The sequence below is a fragment of the Bradyrhizobium ottawaense genome, from assembly GCF_002278135.3.
Lineage (GTDB): Bacteria > Pseudomonadota > Alphaproteobacteria > Rhizobiales > Xanthobacteraceae > Bradyrhizobium > Bradyrhizobium ottawaense.
In genome coordinates this window covers 56,464-76,913 of sequence record NZ_CP029425.2, presented here as the reverse complement: position 1 = coordinate 76,913, position 20,450 = coordinate 56,464, and the positions used below count along the sequence as shown (strand labels likewise).

The 20,450-nt window shown below is 63.6% G+C and carries 18 protein-coding genes; 6 read left to right on the top strand and 12 right to left on the bottom strand.

The window, feature by feature from the left end:
* Positions 1–293: 293 nt before the first annotated feature.
* Positions 294–1,652, bottom strand: a complete 1,359-nt coding sequence (locus tag CIT37_RS00335; RefSeq protein ID WP_161966300.1) for a peptidoglycan-binding protein — start codon at positions 1,650–1,652, stop codon at positions 294–296.
* 248 nt (positions 1,653–1,900) lie between these two features.
* Between CIT37_RS00335 and CIT37_RS00330 the strand changes: the two genes are divergently transcribed.
* Entirely contained in the window at positions 1,901–2,704 is an 804-nt protein-coding gene (locus tag CIT37_RS00330) for a HesA/MoeB/ThiF family protein (protein ID WP_038949454.1), read from the top strand.
* 16 nt (positions 2,705–2,720) lie between these two features.
* Here CIT37_RS00330 and CIT37_RS00325 read toward each other — a convergent pair whose 3' ends face one another.
* On the bottom strand, positions 2,721–3,722 hold the full coding sequence (locus tag CIT37_RS00325) for a 2-hydroxyacid dehydrogenase (protein ID WP_018323404.1): 1,002 nt from the start codon (positions 3,720–3,722) through the stop codon (positions 2,721–2,723).
* 326 nt (positions 3,723–4,048) lie between these two features.
* Here CIT37_RS00325 and CIT37_RS00320 point away from each other — a divergent pair, with 326 nt between their 5' ends.
* Complete coding sequence (locus CIT37_RS00320; protein WP_018323403.1) at positions 4,049–4,579, top strand: SH3 domain-containing protein; 531 nt, start codon at positions 4,049–4,051, stop codon at positions 4,577–4,579.
* Positions 4,580–4,604: 25 nt separating this feature from the next.
* Here CIT37_RS00320 and CIT37_RS00315 read toward each other — a convergent pair whose 3' ends face one another.
* Both CIT37_RS00315 and irrA read right to left on the bottom strand, forming a co-directional pair.
* Positions 4,605–5,894 carry an IS4 family transposase gene (locus CIT37_RS00315; protein ID WP_038951373.1) on the bottom strand — a complete coding sequence of 430 codons (1,290 nt, stop codon included), beginning with the start codon at positions 5,892–5,894 and terminating at the stop codon, positions 4,605–4,607.
* A 324-nt stretch (positions 5,895–6,218) separates the two neighbouring features.
* Positions 6,219–6,710 (bottom strand): iron response transcriptional regulator IrrA, encoded by a 492-nt coding sequence (gene irrA, locus CIT37_RS00310; RefSeq protein ID WP_014490952.1) that lies wholly within the window; start codon positions 6,708–6,710, stop codon positions 6,219–6,221.
* Positions 6,711–7,063: 353 nt separating this feature from the next.
* On the opposite strand from irrA, the gene fabA reads away from it, so the two are divergent.
* The 3 genes from fabA (at position 7,064) to fabI (ending at position 9,775) form a co-directional block, all read left to right on the top strand.
* A complete protein-coding gene (gene fabA / locus CIT37_RS00305; RefSeq protein WP_018323402.1) occupies positions 7,064–7,585 on the top strand; it encodes a bifunctional 3-hydroxydecanoyl-ACP dehydratase/trans-2-decenoyl-ACP isomerase in 522 nt (173 codons plus the stop codon).
* A 39-nt stretch (positions 7,586–7,624) separates the two neighbouring features.
* Complete coding sequence (fabB, locus tag CIT37_RS00300) at positions 7,625–8,848, top strand: beta-ketoacyl-ACP synthase I (protein ID WP_038949452.1); 1,224 nt, start codon at positions 7,625–7,627, stop codon at positions 8,846–8,848.
* Between the two features lie 126 nt (positions 8,849–8,974).
* On the top strand, positions 8,975–9,775 hold the full coding sequence (gene fabI, locus CIT37_RS00295) for an enoyl-ACP reductase FabI (protein WP_028139498.1): 801 nt from the start codon (positions 8,975–8,977) through the stop codon (positions 9,773–9,775).
* 226 nt (positions 9,776–10,001) lie between these two features.
* On the opposite strand, the gene CIT37_RS00290 is transcribed toward fabI, so the two are convergent.
* From CIT37_RS00290 to CIT37_RS00265, 6 genes are all read right to left on the bottom strand, one after another.
* Positions 10,002–10,973, bottom strand: a complete 972-nt coding sequence (locus CIT37_RS00290) for an IS110 family RNA-guided transposase (RefSeq protein ID WP_049801720.1) — start codon at positions 10,971–10,973, stop codon at positions 10,002–10,004.
* A gap of 313 nt (positions 10,974–11,286) precedes the next feature.
* The gene (locus tag CIT37_RS00285; RefSeq protein WP_028139499.1) at positions 11,287–11,883 is read right to left on the bottom strand and encodes a glutathione S-transferase family protein; all 597 of its coding nucleotides are present in this window, start codon (positions 11,881–11,883) and stop codon (positions 11,287–11,289) included.
* A gap of 115 nt (positions 11,884–11,998) precedes the next feature.
* The gene (locus tag CIT37_RS00280; protein WP_095425333.1) at positions 11,999–12,865 is read right to left on the bottom strand and encodes a hypothetical protein; all 867 of its coding nucleotides are present in this window, start codon (positions 12,863–12,865) and stop codon (positions 11,999–12,001) included.
* A gap of 69 nt (positions 12,866–12,934) precedes the next feature.
* Complete coding sequence (locus CIT37_RS00275; RefSeq protein WP_244611345.1) at positions 12,935–13,777, bottom strand: hypothetical protein; 843 nt, start codon at positions 13,775–13,777, stop codon at positions 12,935–12,937.
* Between the two features lie 82 nt (positions 13,778–13,859).
* Complete coding sequence (locus CIT37_RS00270) at positions 13,860–14,324, bottom strand: GNAT family N-acetyltransferase (protein WP_095425332.1); 465 nt, start codon at positions 14,322–14,324, stop codon at positions 13,860–13,862.
* Positions 14,325–14,331: 7 nt separating this feature from the next.
* Positions 14,332–15,258, bottom strand: a complete 927-nt coding sequence (locus CIT37_RS00265; RefSeq protein WP_038949448.1) for a hydrogen peroxide-inducible genes activator — start codon at positions 15,256–15,258, stop codon at positions 14,332–14,334.
* A gap of 114 nt (positions 15,259–15,372) precedes the next feature.
* Here CIT37_RS00265 and katG point away from each other — a divergent pair, with 114 nt between their 5' ends.
* On the top strand, positions 15,373–17,538 hold the full coding sequence (gene katG / locus CIT37_RS00260) for a catalase/peroxidase HPI (RefSeq protein ID WP_038949447.1): 2,166 nt from the start codon (positions 15,373–15,375) through the stop codon (positions 17,536–17,538).
* A 110-nt stretch (positions 17,539–17,648) separates the two neighbouring features.
* Here katG and pnp read toward each other — a convergent pair whose 3' ends face one another.
* Both pnp and rpsO read right to left on the bottom strand, forming a co-directional pair.
* Positions 17,649–19,805 carry a polyribonucleotide nucleotidyltransferase gene (gene pnp, locus CIT37_RS00255; RefSeq protein ID WP_038970619.1) on the bottom strand — a complete coding sequence of 719 codons (2,157 nt, stop codon included), beginning with the start codon at positions 19,803–19,805 and terminating at the stop codon, positions 17,649–17,651.
* 375 nt (positions 19,806–20,180) lie between these two features.
* Positions 20,181–20,450, bottom strand: a complete 270-nt coding sequence (gene rpsO, locus CIT37_RS00250; protein WP_008131787.1) for a 30S ribosomal protein S15 — start codon at positions 20,448–20,450, stop codon at positions 20,181–20,183.

The window sequence follows — 20,450 nt, the reverse complement described above, 5'->3', positions numbered from 1 at the left end:
TGCCGGCCCGATCCAAAGGGGGATCGCGGAGGTCCGAATCAGCAGCAACGATGATGGCGGAATAGGGATAGCCAGCTAATCCGTACCATTACTGGACCAGTAGTCGTACGTGTGATGATGCTCGCGGCTCGGTTGAGCTCGTGCCCCGGACAAAGCGCAGCACGCTAGTGATGCGCTGCTGAGCCGGGGCCCAGAAAGCCACTTGCACGGAATTTGAGGAAGCATGGGTCCCGGCTCAGCGGCGCGGCACTACGCGCCGCACCGCGTCCGGGACACGAGAGTTGGCGTTAGACCTACTTCCGGACGCAGATCACGCGCACGACGGCAGCTTTTGCATCCGTCGAGGTGCCGTTCGCTGTGACCTCGTTCGCCTTCAGGAAATCGCGCACCGTTTCCGCGGACACCATCACCGCCTGTGACGCCGGCACCGATGTCGCGGGCCCCGCGACCATCGCCGGCTTCAACAGCGCAATGCCGGCGAACTTGCCGTCGCCATCGATCGCCGGACCCCCGGATACCCCGACCGCCGGCGGTGGGGACAGCACGGAATCGCTGCTCGGGACCGGCGCCAGCGCGGCCTTGATGCTCGACACGCCGGCCGCGCCACCCTGGCTCTGCGGATCGGCGATGCCGACGACATCCACGTTCGTCCTTGCCGCGCCGCCAGCGAGGCTGAACGGCTTCAGGCCGCGCGCGCCGTAGATATGCAGGAGTGCGAGACCGCGCTCCTTGTCCTCGGCGAGGCGATCGGCGCTGCCATAGCCGGCGATCGTGATGGCAAGACAGTTGTCGGTGACGAGCCGGTCGGTGACGATCGCGCCGTCGTCGCTGACGACGAGGCCGGTGCCGTACTCGACGGTCTTGCGGGGCGGCGGCCCGGCCTGCGGGCCTGGCGGAAATGCATTGAACGCGCTCGACATCGCGATCACGACCGGCTCGACCGTGTTCTCGGTCGCCTGGTCGTAGAGGATTGTCATGGTGCGGACCTCGTCGCCTCTAAAGGTGCCGCGGACGTAAAATTTCTTCAGGCCCTGCAAACCCGACAGCACGAAGAAATCCGGCTTCACCACGGTGTAATCGACCTTGCGCCCGGACGGCTCCTTCTCAAGCTCCGCGAGTTTTGCCGTGGTCGGGTTCGCCTCCTTGCGGCGGCTGAGCAGCACCTGCACGGTTCCAGTCGGCGAGGTCCATTTCGAGCCGTTGGCGTCGCTCGCCTGCTGCGGCACCAGTTTCGAGGGGATGCCGAGCCGGGCGCCGCTGGTCGGCTCCGTCACGATCTTCCAGCCGACGCCGTCCTGCTTCTTTCGCGCCGTCTCGGCCAGCGCGGCGCGCTCCAGCGGATTGAGCACGCCGGTCGGCTTGCCGCCCTTGGCCTTCTGGTATTCCTTGATGGCGGTGACCAGCCGCGCGCTGGCGTCGCCGGTGATGGCGCCGTTGTATTGGCCGACCCAGGCGAGGTCGGATTGCAGCGACAGCCGCTCCGCCTGCGCCATCGCATCCGCCGTCGCCGACGGCGTCTGCATTGCGGGTGGCCGGATCGGCACGATCTGGACCGGCTTCGGCTTGGTACCGGGGATCTGCGGCGTCGTCATCTGGGCGTTCGCGCCTGTGGCAGACGCAAACATCAGTGTTGCCGCAAGCATCGATCTCATGACAAATCCAGCCAGCCCATTGAACGCAATGTCATTCAAGCACATCTCGTTGGTCGCGAACAATGTAGCAGTGGTTCAGGCCTAAGGTCGAGCCGCGTACTCAGGTCCTCATCCTGAGGAGCGGCCTCAAGGCCGCGTCTCGAAGGATGGCCGCGGCGAGATCGGGGCCTGCATGGTTCGAGACGGCGCTTTGCGCCTCCTCACCATGAGGAGTGAAAGCGACGGCTTGGTAGGAGAGGCGTACGACGATGCTGAGCCCGGACGAACTCGAACGCTATGCCCGTCATATCGTGCTGCGCGACGTCGGCGGCCCGGGCCAGGCCGCGCTGAAGCGGGCCTCCGCGCTGGTGGTCGGTGCCGGCGGGCTCGGCGCGCCGGCGCTGATGTATCTGGCCGCCGCCGGTATCGGCACACTCGGCGTGGTCGATGACGACGTGGTGTCGCTGTCCAACCTGCAGCGCCAGGTGATCCACACCACGCCCGATATCGGCCGGCACAAGGTCGAGAGCGCGGCCGAGCGGATTGCGGCGCTCAATCCGCATGTACGTTTCGTCGGCCACGCCACCTGGCTGAATGCCGACAATGCGCTCAGCCTGATCGGCGACTACGACCTCGTGCTCGACGGCTCCGATAATTTCTCGACGCGCTATCTGGTCTCGGACGCCTGCTTCTTCGCGAAGCGGCCGCTGATCACGGCGGCGCTCGGCACCTTCGACGGCTCGCTCACCACCATCCGCGCGCACGAGACCAACGAGCAGGGCGAATTCAATCCGACCTATCGCTGCCTGTTTCCGGAGGCGCCGCCGCCGGGTACCGTTCCGGCCTGCGCGGAAGCCGGCGTCATGGGTGCGCTGGCGGGCGTGCTGGGATCGATGATGGCGATGGAGGCGATCCGCGAGATCGTCGGTTTCGGCGACGGCCTGGTCGGCCGCCTCCTGATGATCGATGCGCGCGCGATGCGCTTCGAGACGCTGCGCTACGAGCGCGATCCGGCCAACCCGCTCAATGGCGACGGGCCGGTGTTCGACGATTTGAGCATCCACCGCGAGTAGAGGTGGCAGTGAAACCTCAGAGCATGCTCGGCAGCACGCGATCCGGCGGCTTGTGGGCGTCGAGGAAGGTGCGGATGTTGATGATCACCTTCTCGCCCATCTCGACGCGGCCTTCGATCGTGGCCGAGCCCATATGCGGCAACAGCGTCACCTTGCCGGCCTTGGCAAGCCGCACCAGCTTCGGGTTGACCGCGGGCTCGTGCTCGTAGACGTCGAGCCCGGCGCCCCCGATCTCGCCGCCTTCGATCAGCTTGATCAGCGTGTCCTCGTCGGTCACCTCGCCGCGCGCGGTGTTGACGATGTAGGCGTCCTTGCGGATCAGCTTCAGCCGCCGCGCCGAGAGCAAATGATAGGTCGCCGGCGTGTGCGGACAGTTCACCGAGATGATGTCCATCCGCGCCAGCATCTGGTCGAGGCTTTCCCAATAGGTCGCCCCTAACTCCTCGGCGATCTTCGGCGCGACGGGACGGCGGTTGTGATAGTGGATCTGCAGGCCGAAGGCGCGGGCGCGGCGCGCCACCGCCTGGCCGATGCGGCCCATGCCGATGATGCCGAGCCGCTTGCCGCCGATGCGGTGGCCGAGCATCCAGGTCGGCGACCAGCCCGGCCAGGGTTTTCCTTCGGTCAGGATCGAGGCGCCTTCGATCATCCGCCTGGGCACGGCGAGGATCAACGCCATGGTCATGTCGGCGGTGTCCTCGGTCAGGACCTTCGGCGTGTTGGTGACGGTGATGCCGCGAGCATGCGCGGCCTCGACGTCGATATTATCGACGCCGTTGCCGAAATTGGCGATCAGCCGCAGCTTGCAGTCGGGCTGGTTGATGATGTCGGCGCTGATATGGTCGGTGACGGTCGGAACCAGCACGTCGGCGGTGCGTGCGGCTTCCGCGATCTGGTCGGCGGACATCGGCGTGTCCTCGAGATTGATCCGCGCGTCGAACAATTCGCGCATCCGCGTCTCGATCGAATCCGGCAGCTTGCGCGTCACCACGACGAGGGGCTTTTTCTTCACCGACATGTCCTGCTCTCATGAGGCGTCGCAAGCCGCCTCTGTCGCCAAAGGCCGGTCGTTGAGGTCTCATTAACCCGGTTGTTCGACACTGCCCTTGCCGTGTCCGTCCCCGGCGTTTCCTTCAAGCTCTCCCGATATTTCCGGCCGGAAAAATCGGGGCAAACTGGTTGTTCAAGTGCCCGTCCTCTCTAGCAGAAGGCCGGGCCAAGACAAGAACCACGGGTCAAGGCTTGGGAACACCCGCGTGGGGCGGGTCAGGGGGTTGCGCGGCAGGTTTTGGAATTTGGGGTGAGGACCCGGCTCGGGCCGGGTCTTCGACAGGAGACGGGTTGATGGCGTTGGGGCGTTTTTGTTCGGTGATGGCGCTCGTTTGCACCTGGTTGAGCGCTTCGGTCGGCCCCTCGCATTCGGCCAAGGATACGACGCCCCAGACCGCCAGCGGCCTGCCGGTGCCGCGCTATGTCAGCCTCAAATCGGATCATGTGAACGTCCGCGCCGGCCCGACCAAGGACAATGACGTGGCCTGGGTCTACACCCGTTCGGGCCTGCCGGTGGAAATCACCGCCGAGTTCGAGAATTGGCGCCGGGTGCGCGATTCCGAAGGCGCCGAGGGCTGGGTCTATCACTCGTTGCTGTCGGGCCGCCGCACCGCGGTCGTCACCATGAAGCACAAGGACGACCTCGCCCCGATCTACGATCGCGCCGACCTCGACAGCGCGGTTGCAGCAAGACTCCAGGCCGGCGTCGTCACGCAGGTAAAGAAGTGCGCTGCAAACTGGTGCCGCGTCACCGGCAACGGTTTTGACGGCTGGATCCAGCAGGAGCGCCTCTGGGGCGTGTATTCGGACGAGCAGGTGAATTGACGCTGCCGTCGTCCCGGCGAACGCCCTAGGGCATGCACATATCTCTGAGGCTCCATCCTGCTGCGACGGCGTTGAAGTATTCGAGGCCGTTTTTGAAGGTGATCGGGCCCGGCGGCTTGGACGATGGGTAGCCATCCCACCCGCCGAGACGGCCGATGATCCAGGCGGCCCAAGCGAGACTATCGGGCGGATGTGGGTTCTTTAGTCGCTTGCTCGCGGCTTCGAGTTGCCGGTTGAGGGCTGTGAGCGCGCCAATTTGGCCGTTGTCGAAGGCCGCGAGAATGGGCTGGCGACCACCATTGCGGGCCTGCAGAAGCTGGATGGTGATGACGGCCGCCTTGGCGGCGATCGCAACCAGCTTGAGAAGCCGATCGGCGGATCCGATCTGACTGTCTTCGAGCTTGAGGCCTTGTGTCTTCAGGATGCGGAAGAACTGCTCGATGATCCAGCGCTGCTTGTACCATTGGACGATGCGCCAGGCGTCCTCGATGCTGGTGACCTCGTGAGAGGTGAGAAGCCGCCAGTGCAGCGGCTCTATGCCGGTTTCGGCGTTAATCTCGCGCACATCGACCACCGCCAGCGGCAAGCTTTTCGGCAGATGGTGCAAGAACTTATTCTGCGGGCGGGCGAGCTCGATTGCGCCAAAGCGAAGTTCGAGGTGGGCCAGGCGAGCCGGCCGCGCGGCGCGCGCAGGCAGTTGGATCATACGCTGGTCCACCGCGGCCATGGCATCGCTGGCCTCATACAGGCTGCTGCGGTCGGCAAGCTTGCGATCATGCATGCTGCGCGCGATGACGTGGAAATGTTGCTTGGCCGAGCTGGCATAAAGGGCAAAAATATCGCTCTCGCGGTCACCCAGCACCGTCACCGCCGCGGCCTTGGTGAGCAGCGGCCTTGCCGCCACGGCAGTCGATATCCAGCGTTGCGATTCCTTGTCCGATAATTCCCGATCATCATGCGAGGTCGTGCGGCGACCTGCGCGCGTCCATATCTGCCCGCTCAAAAGCCCAAGACAGCTGCCGTCGTCGGCGTCCACAGCCAGCAGCGGGTGCAGCAGCACGCCGTGGTTATTGCCTTTGCCGATTTCTCCGAGCCCGCGCCGGCGTTGCGGCGTGGTGTTGAAGTGGATCTCGCTGGTGTCCTGGATGGCCAGCACGTGGCGGCCTTCCACGGCAGGGCCCGTGCTATTGCTCCAGCTTTCGATGATCCGATCCACCGTCACCTTGTCATGGCCAAGAAAGCGGTTGAACCGCACTTCCAGCGCGCGGTTCCCCCTGGAGAGCTGCCGAAGGCAGACAGTTTTGCCCGCAACCATGCGTTCAGCGAGCGCCGCCCCCCTTTATCGAGACGACGATCCCCGAACCGGCCCAGCGTCCAGTCAATCCGTGACAACATCGCAGCACCCCCGTCCAAACCATGGAGTGCCGCAATAGGAATCACATAGATCTCCGATTCTGGAACCCCCAGGGCGAACCCGAGTCAATCCGCCGCACCAGATATGTGCATGCCCTAGGGCGAACGCCGGGACCCATAACCACAGGGTTAAATTGTTTTGGAAGGCGTCAGCCAGCGTGCCTCATTGAGGGATCACGCGGTATGGGTCCCGGCGTTCGCCGGGACGACGATAGAGTTGTGAGGTTCAGCGCTTCTTGCGCAGGCGCACGACCATGTCGATGCGCGCGATCTCGTAACCCTCCGGCACCTCCGGCATCTTGGACAGCGCCAGATGCGGATCCTCGATGTCGACCAGCTCATGGCTGTTCTCGAGGTAGTAGTGATGGTGGGTGGTGACGTTGGTGTCGAAATAGGTCTTGGTGCCGTCGACGCTGACTTGGCGGAGCAGGCCGGCATCGGTGAGCTGGTTCAGCGTGTTGTACACGGTCGCCAGCGACACCGGAACCTTGGCCAGTGTGGCTTCCTCATAAAGCATTTCAGCCGTGAGGTGGCGAGCACCTTTGCCGAACAACAGCCAGCCCAGTGCCATGCGCTGACGCGTCGGACGGAGCCCGGCGGACTGGAGCATTTCGTTGACGTCGTGCCAGGGGCAGCCGGTGAGAGCCGGCTGGCGGCCGGACAGCAGGGCCGCGGAGTGGACGTCGTCGTCGTGATGGGGCGCAGTATTCTCGCTCATTTCCAGATTTCGGGCACGCGTGAACAATATCTCTCAGCAATATAAGAACAGAAAGATGCAGATGCAAGTTTCTCGCAACTAGAGGGGTTCTAATCAGGCTTGGAACCGGAGCGGGATCGCGTCATTTTACCTTCATGGATGCGCTTTGCTACCCGAAATAGCCTGTGTTAGAGAGCGCGCGGTTCCGCTTAGCCGATTTTGGCGCAGCCGGGCATCGAAGCCCGGTCCGCAGTCCATCCGGGGCATGCGGGCGCAGCGCCTGACAGTGGCAATTGGCGTTGCTCTCCGACCGAGACGGGGCCCATTTTCGCCAAAAAGCGCCGCTCAATCGGAATTCAAACAGAGGCTCGTGCATGCTGAACAGGCGCAACGGTTACGAATATGAAGATCTGCTGGCCTGTGGCCGCGGCGAGATGTTCGGCCCGGGCAATGCCCAGCTGCCGTTGCCGCCGATGCTGATGTTCGACCGCATCACTGACATCAACGACAATGGCGGCGAGTTCGGCAAGGGGCTGGTGCGCGCCGAACTCGACGTGAAGCCCGACCTCTGGTTCTTCGGCTGCCACTTCAAGAACGATCCGGTGATGCCCGGCTGCCTCGGCCTCGACGCGCTGTGGCAAATGGTCGGCTTTTACCTGGGCTGGACCGGGGGCGAAGGTCGTGGTCGCGCGCTTGGCCTGAACGAGCTGAAGTTCAGCGGCCAGGTGCTGCCCGAGGCGCGCAAGGTTGTGTACAACGTCGATATCAAACGCGTGATGCGTTCAAAGCTGGTGCTCGGTATCGCCGACGGGTGGCTTTCGGTCGATGACCAGATTATTTATCGCGCCAAGGACTTGAAGGTCGGCCTGTTCAAGCAGGGCACGAGCCTGGGCTGAGCGCATCACCAAGACAACAACGATTGAGGCGAGGCTGTCATGAGGCGGGTTGTGGTCACCGGGATGGGCATCGTCTCGTCGATCGGAAACAACACCCAGGAAGTGCTTGCGAGCCTTCACGAGGCGAAGTCGGGCATTTCGCGGGCTGAGAAATATGCCGAGCTCGGCTTCCGTTCGCAGGTACAGGGCGCGCCGACGCTCGATCCTGCCACGGTGGTCGACCGCCGCGCGATGCGTTTCCTCGGCCAGGGCGCGGCGTGGAATCACGTCGCGATGGAGCAGGCGATCCAGGATTCCGGTCTGTCGCCTGACGAAGTCTCCAACATTCGCACCGGCATCATCATGGGCTCCGGCGGCCCGTCCGCCCGTACCATCGTCGAATCCGCCGACATCACCCGCACCAAGGGACCGAAGCGCGTCGGACCTTTCGCAGTGCCGAAGGCGATGTCGTCCACGGCCTCCGCGACGCTTGCGACCTGGTTCAAGATCAAGGGCGTGAACTATTCGATCTCCTCGGCCTGCGCGACGTCGAACCATTGCGTCGGCAACGCCTATGAGACGATCCAGATCGGCAAGCAGGACGTCATCTTCGCCGGCGGCTGCGAGGAACTGGACTGGTCGCTCTCCGTGCTGTTCGACGCCATGGGCGCGATGTCCTCGAAATACAACGACACGCCGGCCACGGCCTCGCGTCCCTACGACGTCAACCGCGACGGCTTCGTCATCGCCGGCGGCGCCGGCGTGCTGGTGCTGGAAGAGCTCGAACATGCCAAGGCGCGCGGCGCCCGCATCTACGGCGAGATCGTCGGCTACGGCGCGACCTCGGACGGCTACGATATGGTCGCACCTTCAGGCGAAGGCGCCGAGCGCTGCATGCGCATGGCGATGTCGACGGTGAAGACCAAGGTCGACTACATCAATCCGCACGCGACCTCGACCCCGGCCGGCGATCCGCCGGAGATCGACGCGCTCCGCCGCGTGTTCGGAAGTGGAGAGAAGTGCCCGCCGATCTCGGCGACCAAGGCGCTGACCGGCCACTCGCTGGGCGCCACCGGCGTGCAGGAGGCGATCTACTCGCTGCTGATGATGAATAACGGCTTCATCTGCGAGAGCGCGCATATCCAGGAGCTCGACCCTGTCTTCGCCGACATGCCGATCGTGCGCAAGCGCATCGACAACGTCAAGATCGGCACCGTGCTGTCGAACTCCTTCGGCTTCGGCGGCACCAACGCCACGCTGGTGTTCAGCCGGTTGGATGCGTGACGTCGTTGTTGGCGTACTGTTGATTTTCTCGTCATGGCCGGGCTTGTCCCGGCCATCCACGTATTGGGACTAGGTTTGGAAGGGCGTGGAAGCCCGAGCATGACCTAAGCGGAAGGTAATCGCGAGATGGAAGGTCTGATGAAAGGTAAGCGCGGTTTGATCATGGGCATCGCCAATGATCATTCGATCGCCTGGGGCATGGCGAAGACGCTGCATGCCCACGGCGCCGAGCTTGCCTTCACCTTCCAGGGCGAGGCCCTCGGCAAGCGCGTCAAGCCGCTGGCGGAGCAGCTCGGCGTCGATCTGGTGCTGCCGTGCGACGTCGAGGACATCGCCAGCGTCGATGCGACCTTCGATGTGCTCCGTGAAAAATGGGGCAAGCTCGATTTCGTCATCCACGCCATCGGCTTTGCCGACAAGAACGAGCTGAAGGGCCGCTACGCCGACACCAGCCGCGAGAACTTTTCACGCACCATGGTGATCTCGTGCTTCTCGTTCACGGAAGTGGCGAAGCGCGCCGCCGAACTGATGACGGAGGGCGGCAGCATGATCACGCTGACCTTCGGCGCCTCCGAGCGCGCGATGCCGAACTACAACGTGATGGGCGTGGCCAAGGCGGCGCTGGAAGCCTCCGTGCGCTATCTCGCCTCCGATTTCGGACCGCGCGGCATCCGCGTCAACGCGATCTCGGCGGGCCCCATCCGGACGCTCGCCGGCTCCGGCATCGGCGAGGCGCGCGCGATGTTCGCCTTCATGCAGAAGCATTCGCCGCTTCGCCGCGGCGTCACGCTCGACGAGCTCGGCGGCTCGGCGCTGTATCTGCTGTCGGATCTCTCCGGCGGCGTGACCGGCGAGATCCACTATGTCGATTCCGGCTACAACATCGTCCTGATGCCGAGGCCTGACGATTTGAAGACGCCCGACTGAGGCGTCCGCGAGTAGCCTGATATGACGACGCCGTAGCAACCATTAAAGCACGCCCGATTTCCGCGAGCATGACGCCGTGCTTGCGGCCGTCAAGGCGTGGCCTGGCGGCAGTCGACGTGAGGTGAGACGAGCGCGACGGCCATCCTTGACGGCCGCGGCGCGCGGCGTCGTCTTGACGGCAGGTCGGGACGAAGAAACGGTCGCCTGATCGAACAAAGAAACGAGATCAGGTGACGGACACACTCGCGGTTCTGGGCGGTTCGGCGACCCACGGTGTTCCGCGGGCGACGACGGCGTTGATGATGACGATCAGCTTCCTGGCACAGGCGACCAGCGCGCGCTTGTGGCCCTTGCCGGCGGCGATCAGCCGGCTGTACAGGGCCATGAGCTGCGGATTCCAGCGGAAGGATGCCGGAAGAGCTGCGGTGTAGAGCGCCTGACGCAAGCGCTGGCGTCCGCCGTCAATCCTGCGGGCGCCGACATGCTTGCCGCTGTCGTCATCGTACGGCGCAAGCCCGGTGAGGGCTGCGGCTTGCTCGCGGGTGATCTGACCGATCTCGGGCATCCTGATCAAGATGGCAACCGCGGTCGGCAAGCCGCTGCCGCCAACGCTGTAGATCAGATCGAGCCGTGCGGCGAGATCGCGATGCTTGCGGATCGCTGCCACCAGGGCCTTGAACTCGGCTCGTCTGTGCTTGGCCAACAGAGCGATCTGCTCCTTCCAGAACTTCTGGATACGTTCGTCAGGGCAGCTCTCCAGCCGATTCTTGAGCTTTGCGATGTCCTCCTTGATCTGGTCGATCATCGTCAGATGCACGGCAAAAGGCTGCAGCCGGGGGTCTGGAGCGGGATGGATCTTCTTGACCGCGGCGGTGCAGGCCGCAATCAATGCGGCATCCATTTTGTCGTTCTTGGCCCGTTGCAAATGGAACGTGGCATAGGCGCGGACCTGGATCGGCTGAAACACGATGACGACAAACCGCTGGCGTCGCAGTTCGGCGACCGCCGCCTGCTCGTAACCACCGCTTGCCTCGATCCCAACCCGCTTGACCTTGTGGCGCTTCAGCCACTCCACCAGCTCCTGGTGGCCTTCCGCCGTGTTCTTGACCTGCAGCTCCTCCGAACTGCCATCGAGCGCCACGTCGAGCTTATCTTTGCTGGTATCGATTCCAGCACAGATCGTGTTACGTTTGGCCATCTTCCTCGACCCTCCCTTGTGATGCGAACCTGAAGTTCGTTCAACCATGCGGGTCCCGATGAAGTGCCGACCGCGATCTTGCTACAAAACGCAGCCCTCAAGGCTTCGGTGGGCATCGATCCGATCGATCGGCGGCCCAGCTCGGGCGGCCACCCGGGCTGGGCCATTCCTCACGGAACCAGGCCATTCTAATCCGGCGCGCTAATACAAGGGTGGGCAAAGGAGCGCAAGCGACGTGCCCACCATCTCTGCGTGATCGCAATAGATACATGACGTGGGCACGCTTCGCTTTGCCCACCCTACGAGAGTTCGTCTAACCCGCGGCGATCTTCTCCGCGCGCTGGAAAGCGGGACGTGCCATGCAGCGTGCGAGATAGGCATCGAACGCGGGGCGCGACGGCACCATCTTGAACAGGCGCACCGCGAAATTCAGGCCCGAGCCGATCGTGACGTCGGCGGCCGAAAATTCTTCGCCGAGAATCCACGGCCCCTCGGCGAGCGCAGCGTCCAGAACGTCGAACACCTGCGTCGCGCTGCCCCAGGCCGCGGTCGAGGTCGGGATCTCGATCTTGGTGAAGATCTGGATGATGGCAGGTTCGATGCAGCCCGGGGAGAAGAACAGCCATTGCAGATAGCGCGCGCGGCGCGGGTCGGTCACGGCGGGTGCGAGCTTCGTCTCGGGGTAGCGGTCGGCGATGTAGGCGCAAATGGCCGCGGCCTCGCCAAGGGCTGCATCGCCGTCGCTGAGCGCCGGCACTTTCCCCATCGGATTGACCCTGAGGAAATCCGGCGCCTTTTGCGCGCCGGTCGAGATGTCGGTCAGCACGCGCTCATAGGGCAGGCCGCTCTCTTCCATCAGCCAGAGCGTCGTGAACGAGCGCGAGCGGGGCGACCAATAGAGCTTGATCATGGCGGGAACCTTTCATCGGCGGAAGGCTAGCAGCGTGCAATTCATGCCGCGTTTGCCGCGTATCCGCAACGCACTACGCCTGGGTCGATGCCAACCAGCGTAAACGACATGTGGGTCAACGTTGTTCAGTGTCGCTTTGGCGTGCTGCTGGTCGACGTCCAAGCAAAAGCGGCAACGTCTTGTCGAGGCTTTCCGCCAGCATGGCGCGCACGCCGTCGCGCAGTGCGGGATTGTCGGCGGCATCTTCAGGGCGCGTTGGAAACGATTCTGCGGGCAACTCGCGATAAGGGCCGCCGACGAGCTTGCCCAAAAACCTCTGCACCGCCAGCGAATGATCCAGGTTGATCAGCGCAGAGCTCTGTCTGACGATGGCAAAGGCGCGCCCGTCAAAGATACGGATAAACGCCAGGGCGTGGAGAAAGATGCGACGCCCGAGCACCACATCCTGGTTGAGGATGCCGAAGCCGCGGACCGTATAGCTTGATGACCCGATCGGACTGATTGCATTGAGGATCTGGATGTAGTGCCGGCAATTCGTTCCTTTCACGGCCTCGCGCATGTATCCGGCCAGCTCCGCGTTGGGATCGCGGACCAACCTATCTTTCAACGTGTCCTTTGACTCATCGTGGGGAGGAAATTTCGCCGGAAGAACGGACGCGCCGGCAGGGATCGCGGCGCGAGTCCGCGCGAAGATCAGATCGCTCAGTCCCCAGCCTGGGATCGGGACCACCGTCTTCTTGTTCTGAAATATGGTCAGGCCGGTCGTCTGCACGGTGAACTCATCGCCGGTGGTGATGACGACACCGAAGTCGCACGAGCCGCCGGCCACGGGAGCGGGCTTGCCCGTCGCTTCACGCCGCGTGGTCAGCTTGCCATTGGCTTGTTTGACGGTTGGTTGTGCCGTCTCCCATTGGGCTTGTGCCGGCGCCTGAGTTGAAAAACACCACAGGATGAGCGTAATGACGAGCAGCCGGGCGATCATGCTGAATGCGACTGTGTTCGCAGGCGCAGCCAAACTTGATCCTTTGGCGCGTCGTGTCGACAAAGGCGCTTACTCTTCCTTTAGATAGCCGGGGAGGTTCCGGTCGAGCCTTTCTACGACGAGCGCACGCGTTCTCTCGCGCAACGCCGCGTTGGTCGAAGCTGTCTCGGGCGGATCTGGGAACAGTGAATTGTCGAGCTTCGTGATCGGGTCTTCAAACAGACGCATGCTTGTGGCGAGATTCGCGCCGATATCCGTAAGGGGGCGCTTGATCTGTTCGTAGCTGCGGCCGTCAATCAGCGTGATCGCAACATTGGCGAAAAGGTGTGAGTGCCGAATCAAGCTGCCGAGCCCCTGGTTGTAGGTGCCGATCCCGTTCAGCGTCATGTTTGAGTTCGGCAGCTTCGTCTTGAAAGTGGTTGCGACGAGATAGCGATCGCAATTCGCATTCCCGGTGAACCCCTTCACGATCACCGGCAGAGTCTCTTTGGGGTCCGGGATGAAGATCGCCTTCGCATGATAGAAGGGATCGAAGGCGCCCTTGGGATAAGCGATCCTGCGTATCGAGGAATCGTTGTTCGTTGCCGCCCGCACGCGCGCGAAAACGAGATCATCGAGGCCCCAGTCGATCGGGACCTCCTTTGCTTCCGCCTCGAAGATTGTCACGCCGAACTTCTGTACGGAGTAATGCTCGCCGATTACCGAGATTACGCCGAGACGGCACGGACCGCTGTTCATCTGCTCGGCTGGTTTGACTGCCGCAGCTTTCGGCTTCGTCGCCGCTTTCTTGACGGTCGGCTTTGAGGGAGGCGTGGGTGGCGCGGTGGTTGCAGGAGGAGTTTGAGCTGCTGCCAGAGCTAGAGAAGACAGCAAAACGATCGCGGAAGCAGCAAATCGAATCATGGATTCCATGGCATCAGCAGCGGGAGAATATCGATCACGCCACCCTAGATTAGGACGGTGACAACCGCAAGCTGCACCCGGAGGTCGTGGTCTATCCGGTTGGTCGCTGCCGCTTCCACCGGTAATATTTCATCATGAACCCGTTCGCTGGCTCGATCTCTTGCTTCTCGAACACGAAACCTTCGCGCTCGTACCAGCGCCAGGCTTTTTCGTTCTCGCGCACGCAGCGCAGGTGCATCTCGTCGGGCATTTGCGTGCGCGTGAAGGCGAGCAGCTTTCGCCCGAGCGATTGACCCTGATAGTCGGGCGCGACGAACAGCATGTCGAGATAGAGTTTTGGCACATGCAGCGCCAGCATGGCGGCGATGGTGCCGCGATCATCGGCGACGAACAGGCTCCAGCCGTTCTCGATCTCGCGTCGGATGCGCGCGCGGAGATTGGCGAGCAGAAAGTCGCTGGCCTCGCCGAGGCCGGTCGAGACCCAGCTCTCCATCCAGACGCGGCCGACCTCGTCGTATTCGTCGGCGCGGGCGGAACGGATGATCGGGTGCGACATTGGAGCCTCAGGCCCGCTGGCTGCGCGCAGATGGGCGTGCGCGCACCTTGCCGGCCGACAGGCACACCACTTCGGAGATTTGCAGCAGCTGCCGCGCCAACGGGCTGGTCTTGCGCCAGACCATGCCGATGGTGCGGGATGGCTGCGGATCGAGGAAGCGCGCGAGCGAGACCGACGCCGATCGCGTCTCCACCGGCACGGCCATCTCCGGGATCAGCGTGACCCCGATGCCGGCGCTGACCATCTGGACCAGCGTCGACAGCGAATTGGCATCCAGCATCTCGCGCGGCGGCGCCGACTGCATGTTGCAAAACGACAGCGCCTGATCGCGGAAGCAGTGTCCCTCTTCGAGCAGCAACAGCCGCATCTCGCGCATCATCTCGCGCGACGGCGCCGGGGTCCCCTCATCCGCGCTCGGCCGGACCAGCAGGAATTTCTCCTCGAACAGTGCGACCTCGGTGAGCGAAGGCTCGGACACCGGCAGGGCCACGATGGCGGTGTCGAGCCGCCCTTCCACCAGCTCCTGGATCAATCGCGGCGTCATGGTCTCGCGCACGCGGATGTCGAGCTCCGGATGCATGCGCGTGAGATTCTTGGTGATGGTGGGCAGCAGATACGGCGCGATCGTCGGGATCATGCCGATGCGCAGGCGACCGGCGAAGCGATCCTGCGAGGCGCGGGCGAAATCGCCGAGCTCATCGACCGAGCGCAAAATGTCGCGAACGCGTTGCGCGAGCTCCTCGCCGAACCGGGTCAGCGCCACCTGCCGGGCGCTGCGCTCCAGCAGCAGGCCGCCGAGCGTCTCCTCCAACTCCTTGATCTGCATCGACAAGGCCGGTTGCGAGATGGAGCAGGACTCAGCCGCGCGGCCGAAATGGCCGTGACGCGCCAGGGCGTCGAAATACCGGAGCTGGCGCAGCGTCAGGTTTATCATCAGAAAATCCTATCGCAGCGATCATTAAAGTCAACTTTACCTGATAGGACGCGACGCTTAGAGTGGTTCTACCTGGTCAAAGGCGCGAGTTCGACGCCACCAGAGGAGGTATTCATGGACGACACTTCGAAGTGCCCGTTTTCGGGTGGAAAACGCGTGCCAGCGAACCGCGATTGGTGGCCAACTCAGCTCAGCATCGAGATGCTGCACAAGAATTCCGGCCTGTCCGATCCGATGGGCGACGAATTCGACTATGCCAAGGAATTCAAGACGCTCGACCTTAACGCGGTCGTCAAGGACCTGACCGCGCTGATGACGGACTCGCAGGAGTGGTGGCCCGCCGACTTCGGTCACTATGGCGGTCTCATGATCCGTATGGCCTGGCACAGCGCGGGCACCTACCGCATCACCGACGGCCGTGGCGGCGCCGGAGCCGGCCAGCAGCGTTTCGCACCACTCAACAGCTGGCCCGACAACGCCAACCTCGACAAGGCGCGCCGGCTGCTGTGGCCGATCAAGCAGAAATACGGCCGCAAGCTCTCCTGGGCCGACCTGATGGTTCTCGCCGGCAACGTCGCGCTGGAATCGATGGGCTTCAAGACCTTCGGCTTCGCCGGCGGCCGCGCCGACGTCTGGGAGCCGGAAGAGCTCTATTGGGGTCCCGAAGGCACGTGGCTGGGTGATGAGCGCTACAGCGGCGAACGCCAGCTCGCCGAGCCGCTCGGCGCGGTGCAGATGGGCCTCATCTACGTCAATCCGGAAGGCCCGAACGGCAAGCCGGACCCGGTTGCCGCGGCCAAGGACATCCGCGAGACCTTCGCCCGCATGGCGATGAACGACGAAGAGACCGTCGCGCTGATCGCCGGCGGCCACTCCTTCGGCAAGACACACGGCGCCGGCGATCCGTCGCTGGTCGGTCCGGAGCCGGAAGCGGGCGCGCTCGAGGATCAAGGCCTCGGCTGGAAGAGCAAGCACGCTTCGGGCCTCGCCGGTGATTCCATCACCAGCGGTCTCGAAGTGACCTGGACGGCGACGCCGACCAAGTGGAGCAACAACTTCTTCGAGAACCTGTTCAACTACGAGTGGGAGCTTACGAAGAGCCCGGGCGGTGCGAACCAGTGGACCGCCAAGGGCGCCGACGCGATCATTCCCGATGCCTTCGACAAGTCGAAGAAGCATCGGCCGACCATGCTGACCACCGACCTCTCGCTGCGTTTCGACCCGGCCTACGAGAAGATCTCGCGTCGCTTCCTGGAGAACCCGGCTCAGTTCGCGGACGCCTTTGCCCGCGCCTGGTTCAAGCTCACCCATCGCGACATGGGTCCGATTCAGCGTTATCTCGGCCCGCTGGTGCCGAAGGAGACGCTGATCTGGCAGGATCCGATTCCGGCCGTGAATCACGAGCTGGCCAGCGAGCAGGACATCGCGGCGCTGAAGAGCAAGATCCTGGCCTCGGGTCTGTCGGTCTCCGAGCTGGTCTCGACCGCCTGGGCGTCCGCCTCGACGTTCCGCGGCTCCGACAAGCGCGGCGGCGCCAACGGCGCGCGCATCCGTCTTGCCCCGCAGAAGGATTGGGAGGTGAACCAGCCGGCTCAGCTCTCCAAGGTTCTGGGCAAGCTCGAAGCGATCCAGAAGGACTTCAACGCGTCTTCAGGCGCGAAGAAGGTCTCGCTCGCGGACCTCATCGTGCTCGGCGGTTCTGCCGCGGTCGAGAAGGCCGCCAAGGATGCCGGCGTCGACGTCAAGGTCGGCTTCACGCCGGGCCGGATGGACGCCTCGCAGGAGCAGACCGATGCGGAGTCCTTCGCTCCGCTGGAGCCGCGGGCCGATGGCTTCCGCAACTTCATCGGCAAGCGGCATCAGTTCATGCAGCAGGAAGAGGCGCTTGTCGACCGCGCGCAGCTTCTGCGGCTAACCGGGCCCGAGATGACGGCGCTCCTCGGCGGCCTGCGCGTGCTCGGTGCCAACGCGGGCAATTCGAAGAACGGCGTCTTCACCTCCAAGGTGGGAACGCTGACCAACGACTTCTTCGTCAACCTGCTCGACATGAGCACGCAATGGACGCCGGCGGCCGACGGCACCTACGAGGGGCGCGACCGCAAGACCAATGCGGTCAAGTGGACCGGCACGCGCGTCGATCTGATCTTCGGCGCGCACTCGCAGCTCCGCGCCTACGCCGAGGTCTATGCCACCTCGGACGCCAAGGAGAAGTTCGTGAAGGACTTCGCCAAGGCCTGGACCAAGGTGATGAACCTCGACCGTTACGACATCGCGGCGTAAGTCGCTGCACCTCTCCTGCTTGCGGGAGAGGTGCAAGTCACCCCGGGGCGGACACAAACAAAAAGGGCGGCCTTTCGGCCGCCCTTCGTGTTTCTGATGTTGCCGAGCGCTTACTCGCCGGCGGCTTCGCGCGGGGCCTTCTCGCCCTCGCCGCCCTTGCCTTCGAGGTCTTCGCCGGTGGTCTGATCGACCACCTTCATCGACAGGCGGGTCTTGCCGCGGTCGTCGAAGCCGAGCAGCTTGACCTTGACCTTGTCGCCTTCCTTGACGACGTCGGAGGTCTTCTGCACGCGCGCCGAGGCGAGCTGGCTGATGTGGACGAGGCCGTCCTTGGAGCCGAAGAAGTTTACGAAGGCGCCGAACTCCATCACCTTGACGACGGTGCCGTCATAGATCTGGCCGACTTCCGGATCGGAGGCGATCGACTTGATCCACTTGATCGCGGCCTTCATGGCCTCGCCGTCGCTGGAGGCGACCTTCACGGTGCCGTCGTCCTCGATATTGACCTTGGCGCCGGTCTTCTCGACGATCTCGCGGATCACCTTGCCGCCGGTGCCGATCACTTCGCGGATCTTGTCGGTGGCGATCTTGAAGGTCTCGATGCGCGGCGCGTATTCGCCGAGCTCGGCACGGGCGTTGGTGAGCGCCTTGGCCATCTCGCCGAGGATGTGGATACGTCCATCCTTGGCTTGGGCGAGCGCGACCTTCATGATCTCTTCGGTGATGCCCTCGATCTTGATGTCCATCTGGAGCGAGGTGATGCCCTGCTCGGTACCGGCGACCTTGAAGTCCATGTCGCCGAGATGGTCCTCGTCACCGAGGATGTCCGAGAGAACCGCAAAGCGCTTGTCTTCGAGGATCAGGCCCATCGCGATGCCCGCGGTCGGCCGCTTCAACGGCACGCCGGCATCCATCAGCGCCAGCGAAGCGCCGCAGACCGAAGCCATTGAGGACGAGCCGTTCGACTCGGTGATCTCCGACACCACGCGCGTGGTGTAGGGGAATTCGTGATGTGGCGGCAAGACCGGGTGGATCGCGCGCCAGGCCAGCTTGCCGTGGCCGATCTCGCGACGCTTGGTGCCGCCGAGGCGGCCGGTCTCACCGACCGAGTAGGGAGGGAAGTTGTAGTGCAGCAGGAACGTCTCTTTGTACGTTCCCGACAGCGCGTCGATGTACTGCTCGTCCTCGCCGGTGCCGAGCGTGGTCACGACCATCGCCTGGGTCTCGCCGCGGGTGAACAGCGCCGAGCCGTGGGCGCGGGGCAGCACGCCGACTTCGGCGACGATGTTGCGGACGGTCTTGCTGTCGCGGCCGTCGATGCGCTTGCCGGTGTCGAGGATGTTCCAGCGAACGATCTTGGCTTCGAGCTCCTTGAACACGCCGGCGATGCGCAGCTTGTCGTATTTCGGCTCCTGCCCTTCCGGGAAGTAGTGGGCGATCACCTTTTCCTTGACCTTGCCGACCGCGGCGTAGCGATCCTGCTTGACCGGAATGGCGTAGGCGGCGCGCAGCTCCTGCTCGACGAGGCCGAGCATTTCCTTCTCGAGCGCCGAATTGTCGATCACGGTGACTTCGCGCGGCTCCTTCGCAGCCTTCTCGGCGAGCTCGATGATCGCGTTGATCACCGGCTGGAAGTGGCGGTGACCGAACATCACCGCGCCGAGCATGATGTCTTCGTTCAGCTCCTTGGCTTCCGATTCGACCATCAGCACGGCGTCGGCGGTGCCGGCGACGACCAGGTCGAGCTGGGTGTCGACCATCTCGTCGAGCGTCGGGTTGAGGATGAACTCGTCATTGGCGAAGCCGACGCGTGCCGCGCCGATCGGGCCCTTGAAGGGCGCGCCGGACAGCGTCAGCGCAGCGGACGAAGCCACCAGCGCGACGATATCAGGATCGTTTTCCATGTCGTGCGAGAGCACGGTGACGATCACCTGGGTCTCGTTGCGCCAGCCGTCGACGAACAGCGGACGGATCGGACGGTCGATCAGGCGGGAGACCAGCGTCTCCTTCTCGGTCGGACGTCCTTCGCGCTTGAAATAGCCGCCGGGAATGCGGCCCGCAGCGTAGGTCTTCTCCTGGTAGTCGACGGTCAGCGGCAGGAAGTCGACGCCTTCGCGCGGCGCCTTGGCCGCGACGACGGTGGCGAGCACCACGGTCTCGCCATAGGTGGCGACGACGGCGCCGTCGGCCTGACGGGCGATCTTGCCGGTTTCCAGCTTGAGAGTGCGTCCGCCCCAGTCGATCTCGACCGAATGCTTATTGAACATAGATGTCTTCTTTCATGGGTTCTCGAAAGAAGGACGGCTCGAAAAACAAAAACCATGCGCAAGATTGCGGGGCGCTGATCGAAGCGGGTGATCAGCGTCCTGCGATCCTGCCATGGTTTTTGGATTTCGGATGGCGTCCATCCTTTCGGGTCATACGGGCGCCTTGCCCGTTGTGCCCAGCCGCCGGATTGCTGCTGGACGGTCAGTCGGCACGAATGCGAACACCGAATTGCGATCTTCGCTCATCATGCCCGGATGCTCGCCGTCAACGGCCCGCATCCGACGTGCACGCAACCTCGATCAAAAAGCTTAAAATAAGCGCTTTCGTTCGAAACCACGTGCGAAAACGCGCGCCGTTGGCGCGCGCAAGAACTCTTAACGACGAATGTTGTGCTTCTCGAGCAGCGCCTTGTAACGCGCCTCGTCCCGCTTCTTGAGGTAGTCGAGCAGCGAGCGGCGGGTCGAGACCAGCTTCAAGAGGCCGCGACGGGAATGGTTGTCCTTCACGTGGGTCTTGAAATGGTTGGTGAGGTTGTTGATGCGTTCCGACAGGATCGCGACCTGAACCTCGGGCGAGCCGGTGTCGCCGGCCTTGTTGGCATTCGTCTTGATGACTTCCGCTTTGCGTTCTGCGGCAATCGACAT

What these genes read in the sequence shown, in the direction of transcription:
- CIT37_RS00320 (WP_018323403.1), top strand. Translation starts at nt 4,049, where the DNA reads ATGGCGTTGGGGCGTTTTTGTTCGGTGATGGCGCTCGTTTGCACCTGG.
- CIT37_RS00280 (WP_095425333.1), bottom strand. Translation starts at nt 12,865, where the DNA reads ATGATCGCCCGGCTGCTCGTCATTACGCTCATCCTGTGGTGTTTTTCA.
- CIT37_RS00290 (WP_049801720.1), bottom strand. Translation starts at nt 10,973, where the DNA reads ATGGCCAAACGTAACACGATCTGTGCTGGAATCGATACCAGCAAAGAT.
- CIT37_RS00335 (WP_161966300.1), bottom strand. Translation starts at nt 1,652, where the DNA reads ATGAGATCGATGCTTGCGGCAACACTGATGTTTGCGTCTGCCACAGGC.
- CIT37_RS00275 (WP_244611345.1), bottom strand. Translation starts at nt 13,777, where the DNA reads ATGGAATCCATGATTCGATTTGCTGCTTCCGCGATCGTTTTGCTGTCT.
- pnp (WP_038970619.1), bottom strand. Translation starts at nt 19,805, where the DNA reads ATGTTCAATAAGCATTCGGTCGAGATCGACTGGGGCGGACGCACTCTC.
- CIT37_RS00330 (WP_038949454.1), top strand. Translation starts at nt 1,901, where the DNA reads ATGCTGAGCCCGGACGAACTCGAACGCTATGCCCGTCATATCGTGCTG.
- CIT37_RS00285 (WP_028139499.1), bottom strand. Translation starts at nt 11,883, where the DNA reads ATGATCAAGCTCTATTGGTCGCCCCGCTCGCGCTCGTTCACGACGCTC.
- fabI (WP_028139498.1), top strand. Translation starts at nt 8,975, where the DNA reads ATGGAAGGTCTGATGAAAGGTAAGCGCGGTTTGATCATGGGCATCGCC.
- CIT37_RS00325 (WP_018323404.1), bottom strand. Translation starts at nt 3,722, where the DNA reads ATGTCGGTGAAGAAAAAGCCCCTCGTCGTGGTGACGCGCAAGCTGCCG.
- CIT37_RS00265 (WP_038949448.1), bottom strand. Translation starts at nt 15,258, where the DNA reads ATGATAAACCTGACGCTGCGCCAGCTCCGGTATTTCGACGCCCTGGCG.
- irrA (WP_014490952.1), bottom strand. Translation starts at nt 6,710, where the DNA reads ATGAGCGAGAATACTGCGCCCCATCACGACGACGACGTCCACTCCGCG.
- CIT37_RS00270 (WP_095425332.1), bottom strand. Translation starts at nt 14,324, where the DNA reads ATGTCGCACCCGATCATCCGTTCCGCCCGCGCCGACGAATACGACGAG.
- CIT37_RS00315 (WP_038951373.1), bottom strand. Translation starts at nt 5,894, where the DNA reads ATGGTTGCGGGCAAAACTGTCTGCCTTCGGCAGCTCTCCAGGGGGAAC.
- rpsO (WP_008131787.1), bottom strand. Translation starts at nt 20,450, where the DNA reads ATGTCGATTGCCGCAGAACGCAAAGCGGAAGTCATCAAGACGAATGCC.
- fabA (WP_018323402.1), top strand. Translation starts at nt 7,064, where the DNA reads ATGCTGAACAGGCGCAACGGTTACGAATATGAAGATCTGCTGGCCTGT.
- katG (WP_038949447.1), top strand. Translation starts at nt 15,373, where the DNA reads ATGGACGACACTTCGAAGTGCCCGTTTTCGGGTGGAAAACGCGTGCCA.
- fabB (WP_038949452.1), top strand. Translation starts at nt 7,625, where the DNA reads ATGAGGCGGGTTGTGGTCACCGGGATGGGCATCGTCTCGTCGATCGGA.